The organism is Cupriavidus laharis (genome assembly GCF_914271435.1).
Classification (GTDB): Bacteria; Pseudomonadota; Gammaproteobacteria; order Burkholderiales; family Burkholderiaceae; genus Cupriavidus; species Cupriavidus laharis.
Window position 1 is genome coordinate 84,073 of record NZ_CAJZAI010000005.1, and the last position, 13,046, is coordinate 97,118.

General features: G+C 67.7%; 7 protein-coding genes. All 7 read right to left on the bottom strand.

Annotated elements, in window-relative coordinates:
- Nucleotides 1-158 precede the first annotated feature (158 nt).
- A complete protein-coding gene (locus LDO29_RS12595) occupies nt 159-1,127 on the bottom strand; it encodes a tripartite tricarboxylate transporter substrate binding protein (protein WP_224080122.1) in 969 nt (322 codons plus the stop codon).
- Between the two features lie 267 nt (nt 1,128-1,394).
- A complete protein-coding gene (locus LDO29_RS12600) occupies nt 1,395-2,276 on the bottom strand; it encodes a ChaN family lipoprotein (protein WP_224080337.1) in 882 nt (293 codons plus the stop codon).
- Between the two features lie 23 nt (nt 2,277-2,299).
- Nucleotides 2,300-2,656: a DUF2149 domain-containing protein gene (locus LDO29_RS12605; protein ID WP_224080123.1), complete on the bottom strand. Its 357-nt coding sequence runs from the start codon at nt 2,654-2,656 to the stop codon at nt 2,300-2,302.
- Entirely contained in the window at nt 2,653-3,162 is a 510-nt protein-coding gene (locus LDO29_RS12610) for a MotA/TolQ/ExbB proton channel family protein (RefSeq protein ID WP_224080124.1), read from the bottom strand. Before LDO29_RS12610 ends, LDO29_RS12605 begins: the two co-directional genes overlap by 4 nt.
- A gap of 60 nt (nt 3,163-3,222) precedes the next feature.
- The gene (gene cobN / locus LDO29_RS12615) at nt 3,223-7,251 is read right to left on the bottom strand and encodes a cobaltochelatase subunit CobN (protein ID WP_224080125.1); all 4,029 of its coding nucleotides are present in this window, start codon (nt 7,249-7,251) and stop codon (nt 3,223-3,225) included.
- A 34-nt stretch (nt 7,252-7,285) separates the two neighbouring features.
- A complete protein-coding gene (locus tag LDO29_RS12620; protein ID WP_224080126.1) occupies nt 7,286-9,553 on the bottom strand; it encodes a TonB-dependent hemoglobin/transferrin/lactoferrin family receptor in 2,268 nt (755 codons plus the stop codon).
- Between the two features lie 292 nt (nt 9,554-9,845).
- Entirely contained in the window at nt 9,846-13,043 is a 3,198-nt protein-coding gene (locus LDO29_RS12625) for an efflux RND transporter permease subunit (protein ID WP_224080127.1), read from the bottom strand.
- Nucleotides 13,044-13,046 lie beyond the last annotated feature (3 nt).

Sequence of the window (13,046 nt, forward strand, 5' to 3'; positions counted from 1 at the left end):
ACACCGGGCCCCGCGCCGTTTTCCCGGCCACCGTCTACAGCAGTGGCGTCGGCAGGCACGACAGGTAACGCTTCAGCACTGGCACTGCTCGGATCCGCGAGGCCGCGGACCCGTACTGCAAGGCGCTTGCGCGCTGTTCCGCTGCGCCGTTCTGCTATTTACTTGGCCACGCCCAGTTCACGCAGCGTGCCGCCCAGGCGGGCCGATTCGCTGTCGACGAACTTGCCGAACTCGTCGCCGGTCAGCAGGAACGGGGTCCAGTCATTCTTCTGCAGCGTTTCCTTCCAGGCCTTGCTCTCGGTGGCCTTCACCACGGCGTCGATCATGGCCTTGCGCTGCTCGGGCGTCGTGCCCGGTGCGCCGTAGACGCCGCGCCAGTTGTAGATCTCCACGTTCACGCCCTGCTCCTTGAGCGTCGGGATGTCGGCGGTGCGGTCCTTGGAGGTCACCGCCAGCGCGCGCATCTTGCCGCTCTTGATGAAGGGCAGGAATTCCGACACGCCGGCAATGCCCACGGTCACGTGGCCGCCGAGGATCGAGGCCGAGGCCTCGCCGCCGCCCTGGAACGGCACGTAGTTGATCTTCTTCGGGTCCACGCCGATGTCCTTGGCGATCAGGCCTGCCAGGATGTGGTCGATCGAACCCTTCGAGCCGCCGCCCCAGCTCACGCTGCCCGGGTTGGCCTTGAGCTGCGTGGTCAGGTCCCTGATCGACTTCAGCGGCGAGCTGGCCGGCACGGTGATGACCATGGTGTCGGCGTACAGGCGCGCGATCGGCGTGGCGTTCTTGAGCGTGACCGGCGGATGGTTGGTCTCGATGGCGCCCACCATCACCGCGCCGACGACCATCAGCGCGTTGGGGTTGCCCTTGTCGGTATTGACGAACTGGGTCAGGCCGATGGTGCCGCCGGCACCGCCCTTGTTGTCATAGGTGGCCGTCTTGCTGACGCCCGAGGCAATCATCGCCGCGCCCAAGCCGCGGCCGGTCTGGTCGTAGCCGCCGCCCGGGTTGGCGCCGATCATGAACTTGACGGTATCCATCGCAAAGGCCGGTGCAGCGGCGACGGTGGCCGCAACGGCGGCCGAGGCCATGACGACGTGGGCAAAACGGTGAATCGAGCGACGCATAACAGTCTCCTTGATAGGGTTGCCGTATCTTCGGCTGGCCGTCATCGCATTGCATCAGGCGCCCGGGAGACGCGGGTGCCTGCGGTCCCGAAGGCACCGTCAGGTTGCTGTCTCCTGGCTGCTGCACGCGTTGCATGCCGGCATTGTTGTTGGACTTCTGCGTGACCCGTTGACGGATCATGTGCCGGATTCTAGGCGGTGGAAACTGTCAAAAGGCTGTCAGATTGACAGCTTTGGCATCGGGGTTTACGTGGATAGGCGGGCTGTTCAGCGGGCGGCGGGGACGGATGCGGCGGCCGGCATGGCCTTGCCCACGACGGCGCCTCGGCACGGATCGCCGCGCTCGACCGGCGCCACGGTCACGACGCGGTCGAAGCCGGCCGGGTTGCCCTGGCCGCGTTCCAGGTAGCCCACGCTGACGGCCTTGCTCTCGCCGGTACCGAGCCAGCGCGGCACGCCGATATCGTTGCGCACGTGGCCGTTCCCGGCGATCAGCACCGCGCCGCGCGCCGCGTAAGGACGCAGCGTGGCGGCCATCACGGCATCGCGCGCGGCCTGCGCGTTCAGCATGCCCGGCAGCATGGCCTTCGGGAAGTTGCCGCAATGGCCTTCATCGAGCACCGCGGTCTGGGCCGACACCAGGTCGGGAGGCAGCGCGCCGTCCAGGCCGAGCTGCCTGCGCTCCTGCGGCGTGAACAGGCCGTCGAGCCCGCCACGCACGATCTTCGCCGCGTCGGCACGCGACAGGTTGGCGGCCAGCAGCGGCAGGTCGTACCGCAGCGCCAGCGCCACCACCGGGCGGTACTGCGGCCATTGCCATCCGCTGCCGCCGGCCTGCGCGATCAGGTAGTCGGCATCGGCCGGGCGCTCGCGGCGGGCGCGGTCGATATCGGCCTGGCGCTCGCGGTCGAACTGCTCCATGGCGATGGCAGGGCGCCAGCCCTGCTCGACGGCACGCGTCAGGGCCGCCAGCCGCTGCTGCTGGCCGGCGGCGTTGTCATGAACTTCGCCGAGCAGCACGTAGGACTTGCCGGCAAAGGCGGCGCTGACCGCATCGGGTCCGGGCGAGGGCGGCGTGGCGGCACACCCTGCGGCAAGGACAGCAGCGATGGCGACGGCGCAACGGAGCCGGGAGGAGAGGAATGGCATGGCGTTGAAGCTTCCTTTCAGGTTCATGGCTGCGCGGCGGGCTGGGTCGCTGCCGCAGTACTGGCAGTATTGGCGGTTTCGGGCACGTAGACCATCGAGCCATCCTTCATCCGGTAGGCGACCCCGGCCTTGATGCCGTCGCCACTGCCGACCTGGCCGCTGGCCTGGTAGCGCACGACCTTTTCGCCCTGGCGCGAGACGATTTCCATATTGGGCTTGCCCGGGTTGGTGATGACCGTCACGTCGTCATGCGTGAAAGGGTTGGCCGGATTCTGCGCGATCGCCACCAGCAGCGCGGCGATCACCACCAGGAACACGTCGATCAGGTTGACGACCGACAGGATCGGGTCGTCGGCTTCGCTTTCTTCGAGAAATTTCATTCGTCGACCTCCCATTGCGGGCGCGCCTGGCCAAGCCACAGCAGTTCCTCGGCCAGCCAGCGGCGGCGCACATTGACCACCCAGAACGTGATGCTGGCCGCGATCAGCGCCAGGATCACCGCAGAGAACGCGATGGTGAGATTCTCGCCCACATTGGCCAGGTTGCCACCGGACAGGCCCTTGAGCGCCGGGCCCATGGGGATCATGGTGGCCACCAGCCCCAGCATCGGCGCCACGCGCGTGGCGATGCGCGGGCGCTCCAGCAGGCGGTGCGCGGTCACGTCGAGCGCATCGGCGTCGGTCACCTTGTGGCGCCGCGCCCAGGCCACCAGCACGTAGCCGCGGCCGCTGCCGATGGGGTGGCGCGCGCGCAGCCAGGCTTGCATCGCAAACTCGCCAAGCGCCCAGAACGCATAGAGGAACAGCAGCGTGATCAGCGCCAGCGTCGGGTACAGGAAAAGCTGGCCGACGTCGTACATCAGGGTTTCAAGCAGTGTGGGTGTCATGATGCTTCAGCAGTAATCAAAATCCATGGAGAGGGGTGTTCGTGTCGCAGCGTGTCTCAGTCAGCGGCGCGGCGGTATCCAGCCGTTGCCGCCCGCAACGCCGTAGCGGCGCCGGGCGCTGAGCGCGCCGCCAATCACCGCCGCGGCGAGTGCGATGCCGCCAGCCAGCCACGACAGGATCGGCACGATGGCCGCAGCCGGTGGCTTGCGTTCGACGAGCTGCATGCCCTGCACCGGCTGCGTCGGCGGTGCCGGCTTCGGCGGCTCGGCCGGTGCGTCCGGCGCGGCGGACTTAGCCGGTGCGGCAGGTGCAGGCGGGCGCGGTGCTGCGGCGCGCGCCTGCAGGCCGAAGCCGTCCGGCGCCGCCTGGGCCTGCTGCTTCCTGTAGGCATTGAAGCTGCGGTTGTTGCTGGCGATGTCGTGGCGGCGGGCCAGGTCTTCATAGCGCTGCGCCAGCGTCTTCAGCAGCTTCGGGTCCGCTTTCCAGTAGCCCTTGCGCGCGGCTTCCAGCATGCGCTCGATGACCTGCGCCTGGGCCTGCGGCGCGTTCTGCTCGAACCACTCGTTCAGGCCGAGCTTGTGCTTGTCGTTGACATAGACCTCGGCGAACTCGGTCCACTGGTCGTCGCGCACGATCTCGGGCGACACCGCGGTCCAGCCCCAGAAGTTGTTGACGGTGTCGAGGATATTGAGCGCACCGCTGTAGCCCTCGGCCTTCATCCCCTCGATCCAGCCGGGGTGGAAATAGCGCGTGCGCAGCTCGTTCGCCAGGAAGCCGGCAGCGGTCTCGGTGCGCGCATGGTTCGCATCGCGCAGGTTCGAGATCAGCAGCTCCGGCGACTTGCCGGTCAGGTGCCGCACCGCCAGGCCGATGCCGCCGAGGTACTGGAACGGGTCGTCGGTGGTCAGCATGCCGTACAGGTTGGAGCTGCGCGCCAGCAGTGCGCCTTCCACGCCTTTCAGGTTCTCGGCATACAGGTTGGCCTGCGGCAGCGCCTCGCCCCAGTGCTTCTCGTCGGGACCGTAGGCGTACTGCATGCGCGACAGGTACAGGTTGGCGAGCTTGGCGTCGGCTTCACGGCCGCTGCCGAAGGTGTCCGTGGCGAGCGTGGCGTCGTTGAGGCCGGTGCCGTAATTGCCGGATTCGCTCGCGAAGATGCGCGTCACCGCCAGCGACTCAATGCGATCGGCCGGTACATTGAGCTTGACCAGGCGCTCGCGCAGGGCGCGCGTGCCAGCCGCCACGGCGTTGTCCGGCTCGGGTTGCGCGGCGGCGACCTTGACCGCTTCGGCCAGCCACTTCATCAGGTTGGGGAAGTGGTCGCGATAGAGCCCGGTGGCGGACAGCACCACATCCACGCGCGGACGGCGCAGTTCGCTCGCGGGAATCGCTTCCACGCCGACCACGCGGCCACCTTCATCCCATTTCGGACGGACGCCTAGTGCGGCCAAGGCCTGCGCCTCCAGCATGCCCTGGTGGCGCATGGTCTCCACGCTCCACAGCGAGAACGCGAGCTTGGCCGGATACCTGCCGTGGCGCGCGCGCCAGTCGGCGATCATCGCCTCGGCGGCGGCCTGGCCGGCCTTCCACGCTTCGCGGCTGGGCACCTTGGACGGGTCGAAGCCATACAGGTTGCGGCCGGTGGGCAGCGTGTCCACATTGCGCACCGGATCGCCGCCGGTGCCGGAGACAAGATGCCGCCCGGCAAGCGCAGTCAGCAATCCGGCGTTCTCCGGCGCGGCGTCCAGGCTCGCGTAGAGCTGGCGCGCCCGCTGCATGTCCTCGCGCTGAGCCTTGTCCGCCAGTTCGTCGAGCGGCGCGCCGTCGATCACGTAGCGCCACAGCATGGCATACGGGGCGGTGTGCGCCAGTTGCGCATAATCGACCGCGAACAGCTCCTCGGGTTCGTCGGGAAACACGCGCCTGAGCCAGTCCTTGCCGAGCATCGCCATGACCGTGTACAGACGCAGGCCGTCCTCCTGTGATTGCCCGAAGGTATGCAGGCCATAGGGCTGCAGCGCGGCACCGAGCTCATGCAGGTGCGTGTGCAGGGCATCGAGATAGACGGTGAAGGCGGTGCGGGCGCGCGCATCGGTCCAGCCCATGTCCTCGAACACATGCAGGGCGGCACTGCGCGCGAGGATGTCGTTGCGCAGGGTGTCCTTCACCGCGCCTTCGTCCTGCTGCAGGTACTTGTGCAGCTGGTCGTGCAGCGCAGTCAGCTCGGTGTGCAGCCCGGCGGGGCGGAACGGCGGCGTCTGGTGGCTGACGATGACCGCGCGGCCGCGGCGCTTGGCCTGGATGGCCTCGCCTACGTCGTCGACGATGTACGGATAGACCACCGGCACGCTGCCCAGCACCAGGTAGGGCTGGTCAGTGACGGACAGGCCGCGCTCCTTGCCGGGCGTCCATTCCTGCGTGCCGTGGGTGCCGTAGTGCACCAGCGCCTCGCGGTCCTGGCGCGCCCACAGGTAAGCCGCCATGTAGAAGTGGTTGAGCGGCGTGCTGGTCGAATGGTAAAGCGCCTTCTCGTCCGATTCGCTGCGCTCGCCGCGCGGCGGCACCGGCATCAGCGCGATATTGCCGAGCTGCAGGCGCGGGATAACGAAGCCGGTTTCGTCATTGCGCGTGGTGGCCATGGTCGATTGTTCCGGCGCGCCCCAGCGCTTTTCCACTGCAGCGCGGAAGTCGGCCGGCTGCGCGTCATACCAGCGCCGGTACGCGGGCATCGGCATCCACACCGCCATGCCGGCGTCGAGCAGCGGCTCGAGCCTGCTGCTGCGATAGAACGGCGCCTGCAGCGCGCCGAGGTCGCGCTGCAGGCGTGCCTCGTCTGCGGCTTCGGTGGTGTAGCCGGCGGCGCGCAGCGCGGCGAGCGTGCTCGCCAGGCTCTTCGGCAGGTTGAGGAAGGACGCCGACAGGTTCTTCTCGCCGGCCGGGTAGTTGTAGTAGAGGATGGCCACGCGCTTGTCGGCATTCGGCAGGTGGCGCAGGCGTGCCAGATTCAGCGCCTTGTCGGCCACCGCGTCGAGCTGCGCTGGCAGGCTCACAATGCTGCCGTCCGCCTTCGACGTGGCCGCCGCCAGCATCGGGTCGATCACGCCGGCCAGCTCGGGCTGCACCAGGTAGAACGGGGTGTCGGTCAGGCTGATGCCGTGCGGGTCGCTGGCCCATGCCTGCGCATCGCCCTTGCGGTAGGGCATGACCTGCATCACCGGCACGTCGAGCGTCTCGAACTCGGCCTTGCGGCCCTGCGGGTTGAGCATGATCTGGCCGTTGACCAGCACATCGACGATGCGCTTGCCGCCGGGCATGGCCATGCGCAAGATGCCGTCGGCATCCATCACCGGGCCGTAGAACACCAGCGCGCGCGCATGGCGTGCCTCGATGCGGCGGATCAGGTCGTCGATGAAGGCGCTGTCGAGACCGGACACATAGGCCTGGTGGATCGCGATGCCGATCACCGGGCCTTCAGTGCCCGAAGCAACCAGCGCTTCGTCGGGCGACGTGGTGATGAGGCCGGAGAGGCGTGGATGGTAGTAGGCCGCCTTCGGAAACTCCACCGGCGCCGGAATGGTGCTGTCATCGCGCAGGCGGAACTGCTGCGACGCCAGCGTACGCATCATCGCCGCGAAGTTGCCGCGGCCGCCGTTGACGTAGTACGCATGCAGGCGCGCCGCGAGCTTGTCATCGACGCCGTGGGACTCGTAGCGGTCGGTGGCAATCAACACGCGCGGCGTGGCGGACTGCGTCCACAGCGGCCCGAGCGTCTGCAGCATGGCCGTGACGATGTGGTCGCGTGGTGCGTCGACGATCAGCAGGTCCGCGCCGGCAATGAACGGCGCCACGTCCTGCGCGGGCATGCGCTCGAGGTAGCGTGCCTCGAACGCCATGCCCTGTGCCTCGGCCATCTCGCGCAGCGGGCCGAACTTGCCGGCCGGCACGGGCGAACTCGTCAGGACGGCAATGCGCGGCGCCGCGGCATGGGCCTGGGTTGCGAACAGCATGGCAAGCAGCGCCGCGGCCAGCAGCCACTGCAGTGCCAGCGCCTGCGGGCGCCGGCGTGTGGTTGTCAAATGTGGGGACATCGCGGTACTCCGGTTACTGCAATCCGTCACGCATTCAGAACGACAGCTTCAGGCTGGCGGCGAAGGTGCGTCCGGGTTGCGTGTAGAAATCGACACCGGGTTCGGTGGCCGACACCCCGGTCTGGCGCACATCGCCCCACAGCCAGTACTTCTTGTCGAACAGGTTGTTCACCGACAGCGCCAGGCTCGCGTACTTGTTGAAGCGCCACCACGCCTGCAGGTCCACCACGCCATAGCCGGCGGGCTTGAAGTACGTGAAGCTGGTGTCATCCGTGCGCGTCACCGGGCGCGCGCCGCGCCAGCGCACGCCGGCGCCCTGGCCCGGCGTGCGTTCCCAGCTCAGGCCGGCGCTGGCACGCAGCGGCGAAACGCTGTTGAGCGGCTGGCCGGTCTGCTCGTTGTTGCCATGCGCGTAGGCCACCGCGCCGTCAAGGCGCCACTGCGGCGGGAAGCGCCATACGCCGCGCCACTCCGCACCGTAGATGCGCACGCTGGTCTGGTTGCGGTACTGGTAAGTGGCGCGCAAGCCCGGCAGGCAGGACGGGTCGGACGGGCAGCTGAGCTGCACCTGCTCGATGAAGTCGTGATAGCGGTTGTCGAACACTGCCACGCTGGTCTGCACGTTGTCGCCGGTATAGCGCGCGCCGATCTCGAACGAGCGGCTCTTCTCCGCCTTCAGGTCCGGGTTGGGCGCGGCGCCGTAGCCCTGCACCAGGTTGCGGAAACTGCCGTTGACTTCCTGGTAGTTGGGCGCGCGGTAGCCGAACACGTACTGGGCCCAGACGTTGACGCGGTCTGTCGCCAGCCACAGCGCGGACAGCTTGGGCGATACGTTGGAATCGCTCTTGCTGACGGCGGGCCGGCCGGCGGCGTTGTTGTAGACCATGTCGTCGTCCGGCGACAGCGCGTAGTGGTCATAGCGCAGGCCCGGCGTGAGCGTGAAGCGGCCGTCGAAGAAGCGCAGCTCGTCCTGCACGAACAGGCCGGTCTGGCGCGTTTCGCCGTCCGGGAAGTCGTGCATCGGGAAGTTCTCGCCGGCGAGCGACTTCGATGTCGTGCCCGTGGTCAGGTTGCGCACCACGCCGTCGCGCGATTCGGCCGACTGCACGCGCATGAAGTCGATGCCGCCGATCAGGCGATGGCCCACGCTGCCGGTCTTGAACGACTTGTCGGCCTGCACGTTGAAGCCGGTCTGCTGCTGGCGGAAATTGAAGTCGAGTTCGACGTTGCACAGGCTGGTGCCGCGCGTGGTGGCCGAGCAGCCCGTGCTGGTGTTGCTGCGCACCTGGTTAGTCACGGTGCCGGTCTTGCCTTCCTGGTAGTAGACCTGGGCGGTGAGCTGGTCGAGCACGCCGTTGGCCGGCGTCCAGGCGTAGTCCAGGCTGACGCGGTCGCGGTTCAGGTCTTCGTTGCCGTTGGCCGACGTTACGCGCGGCAGCGAGGCCGACAGGCGCAGGAGGTCGGTGTCGGTATTGCCGTCGTGGTGCTCGTAGGCCAGCTTGAACTTGTGCTCGGGGCTGGCGTTGAGCAGGACCTTGCCAAGCCACGCCTGCGTGCGCACGTCCTGCGGGTTCGGCTTGGTGCGGCTGACCGAGTTGGAGTCGTCGCTGCCCATGTTCTTCATCTCGTGCGCGTTGCGGTTCGCGTACATGAAGAGGCCCTGGATGGTGCCGTTGCCGCCCGCCACGCCGGCGGTCTGGCCGAAACCGTTGTCGATGCCGTTCCAGTTCAGGCCCAGCTCGCCGCCGACGGCGCGGCCCTGCGTCAGGTCGACAGGATCCTTGGTCGCATACGCCACCACGCCACCGATCGCGTCCGAGCCATAGAGGCTCGATGCCGGGCCGCGCAGCACTTCCACGCGCTTGAGGAAGGAGAACTCCGGCGCATCGCGCGTGGAGGTGGAGATGTTCGAGGGACCGCCGCCGTTGAAGAAGTCCGGCAGGCGCACCCCGTCCACCATCTGCAGGACGCGGTTGTCCTCGATGCCGCGGATGTTGATGCTGCCCGCGCCAAAACGGCGGCGGTCGCGCGGCACGTCGATATCGGGCTCGTCGGCGAAGAGACCCGCTTCGTCCACGGGCTGGGCGCGTTCGATCTGGCGCGCGTCGTGCGTGGTGATGGTGGAGGCAACGGCGTCGGCGCGCTCCTCGGTGCGGGTGGCTGTGACCACGACCTCGCTGAGCGAGGCGACGGCCTTGTCGCCTTCGGCGGCAAAGACCGGGGCCCCCAGCGTGACGCAGGCGGCGGCAATGGGCGTGACTCGGACGGTGGCGCGCAGGCGCGCCAGGCAGCGGCGTTTCATGGATTTTCCCTGAGAAGAAATCGGACGCTGGCTGGCGGAAACCGGGGGCAGGCTGGCTTGCGTGTCGGGCGCGGCCGCCGTAGCGGCACGCTGTCAGTAATAATTGTTAACGAGAATTATTATCATTTACTGCCGTTCAGTAAAGCTATCAGATCAAGTGGCGTGCACATCATGTTGCCGCTATGCAACAGAATGCATAGAGCCGTCCCGTGGCCGCTGGTGGTCTGGGAGGAAAGTCGGGAAGGGGATGGAGAAAGCGGGGCCGCCCGCGCACTAGGACGCGGGCGGGGCTTCAGCGCTGCGGCGCCACTTCAGCCGGAACGGACTGTGGCAGGCGGTTGCCCTCCGCATCGATCTGCAGCGGGCCGGTGCCCGAGAACCGGTCGAGCGCCAGGTAGATCACCGGCGTGATGAACAGGGTGATGACCTGCGAGAACAGCAGGCCGCCCACGACGGCCAGGCCGAGCGGCTGGCGCAGTTCAGCGCCCGCGCCGAGACCCAGCGCCAGCGGCAGCGCGCCCATGATGGCGGCAAAGGTGGTCATCATGATCGGCCGGAAGCGCAGCAGGCACGCCTGGCGGATGGCCCGCGCCGGCGTCATGCCCTGTTCGCGCTGCGCGGCCAGCGCGAAGTCGATCATCATGATGGCGTTCTTCTTGACGATGCCGATCAGCATCAGCACGCCAATGGTCGCGATCAGCGACAGCTCCACATTGAACAGGAACAGCGTCAGCAGTGCGCCGATGGCCGCCGACGGCAGCCCCGCCAGGATCGTCAGCGGGTGGATGTAGCTCTCGTACAGCACGCCCAGCAGCGTGTAGATGACCGCAATGGCCGCCACCAGCAGCACGATCTGCGTGGCCTGCGACGACTGGAACACCGCCGCGTCACCGCCCCAGCTCGTGAAGATGGCGGTCGGCATGGCGATTTCCTGCCGGTAGCGGTCGATCTTTGCCGAAGCCTCGCCCAGCGCGGCGCCCGGCGCCAGATTGAACGACACCGTGACCGAAGGCAGCTGGCCCTGGTGGTTGACGGCAATCGGCCCGACGCGGCGCTCGGTGGTGGCGAACGCGGAGATCGGCACCATCTGGCCGGTCTTGCTGCGCACGTAGAGCTTGGAGAAGGCGCTTTCGTCCTGGCGGTCCAGGTCGGCCGCCTGCAGGATCACGTAGTAGTTGTCGATCGGCGTGTAGATGGTCGACACCTGGCGCTCACCGAACGCCGAGTACAACGCGGTGCGCACGTCCTGCATCTGCACGCCGAGCGCATTGGCCTTGTCGCGGTCGATGGAAAGCTGTGCCTCCAGGCCCGACTGCTGCGAGTCGCTGGTGACGTCGCGGAACAGCGTGTCCGCGCGCATCTTCGCCATCAGCTTGTCGCTGAACTCCTGGAGCTGGCCCGCCTTCACGCTCTGCAGCGTGTACTGGTAGCGGCTCTTGCTCTGGCGCCCGCCCAGGCGCAGGTTCTGCACCGGCGAGAAATACACGGCCAGGCCCGGCACGGCCGACACGTCCTGGCGCAGCGATTCCACCACCTGCTGCATCTTCGGCCGCTCGCCGAGCGGCTTGAGCTCGACGAACATGCGGCCGGTGTTGATGGCCGGCGAGCTGCCGCCGCCGATCGACGCCACCACGCTCTTGACCGCGGGATTGGCGCGGATGCGTTCCGCCGCATCGCGCAGGCGCTCGGACATGGCGTCGAACGAGATGTCCTGCGGGCCTTCGGCGTTGACCTGGATCTGGCCGATATCCTCCTCGGGGAAGAAGCCCTTGGGAATCTTGATGAACAGCACCGCGGTCAGCACGAAGGTCAGGCCCGCAATCACGAGCACCGTGCGCCGGTGCGCGATGCACCAGTCCAGCCCGTGCGCGTACTTGTGCAGCGTCCATTCGAACAGGTCTTCGAACCACTGCGTCGCGCGCAGGCCCAGGGTCTGCTTCTGCACGATGGCCGGCGACTGGCCGGCATGGTCGCCGTAGGCGTGCTGCGATTCGTCCACCGGCACGTTCTCGGCCGACAGGAAGCGCGCGCACAGCATCGGGATCAGCGTGAGCGACACCAGCGCCGACACCAGGATCGACAGCGACACCACCGCGGCGAATTCATGGAACAGCAGGCCGATCACACCCGGCATGAAGAAGATCGGGATGAACACCGCCACCAGCGAAATGGAGATCGACAGAATCGTGAAGCCCATCTCGCGCGAGCCGACCAGCGCGGCCTTGAGCGGCGGCACGCCTTCCTCGATATGGCGCACGATGTTCTCGAGCATCACGATGGCGTCGTCCACCACCAGGCCCACCGCCAGCGTGATGGCCAGCAGCGACACGTTGTCGAGGCTGTAGCCGAAGGCCTTCATCAGCGCGACCGTGCCGATCAGCGAGATCGGCAGCGACACGGTGGGGATCAGCGTAGCGGCGGCGCGGCGCAGGAACAGGAAGATCACCATCACCACCAGCGCCACGGTCAGCGCCAGCGTGAACTGCACGTCGTGGATGGACTCGCGGATCGAGCGCGAGCGGTCATTGACCACGCTGACGCTGACCGAGCCCGGCATCTGCTGGATCAGCCGCGGCAGCGCCTGGCGGATCGCATCCACCACCGCCACGGTGTTGGCGTCCGGCTGGCGCAGCACGGCCAGCACGATGGAGCGCTCGTTATTGAGCCAGCTGCCGGTCTTGATGGTTTCGACGCTGTCCTCGACCTCGGCCACGTCGGCCAGGCGCACCAGCGCGCCGTTGGGCTGGCTGGCGACGATGATGTTGCGGAACGCGTCGGCATTGGCCAGCTGCCGGTTGGCCTGGATGGTCAGCGTCTGGCGTGCGCTGTCGAGCGTGCCCACCGGTGTGTTGGCGTTGGCGCGGTTCAGCGCGGTGGCCAGCTCGTCGAGCGTCAGGCCGCGCGCGGCAAGCGCGTCCGGGTGGGCGCGCACGCGCACGGCAAAGCGCTTCTGGCCGAACACCTGCACCTGCGCCACGCCGGGCAGCGTGGCCAGAGTCGGCGAGATCAGGTTGTCGCCGAAGGCATTGAGGTCAGCCAGGCTCATGGCCGGCGAGTTGATCGCCAGCAGCAGCACCGGCGCATCGGCCGGGTTGACCTTGCGGTACGACGGCGGCACCGTCATCTCGATCGGCAGCGAACGCTGCGCGCGGAACAGCGCTGCCTGCACGTCCACGGCGGCAGCATCGATGTCGCGGTCGCTGTCGAATTCGATGGTGATGCTCGAGTTGCCAAGCGTGTTCGATGAACTGATCACCTTCACGCCCGGAATCGTCGCGAACTGCTTTTCGAGCTGGGTGGCCACCGACGCGGCCATGGTTTCGGGGCTCGCCCCGGGCAGTGTGGCCGTGACCTGGATCACCGGCGAGTTGAAGCTGGGCAGCGCGGCGATCGGAATAGTCGGGTACAGCACGATGCCAGTGACGATGACGGCAATGCACAGCAGCACCGTCATCACCGGACGGCGGATACAGAGCTCGGACAGCGTCATGGC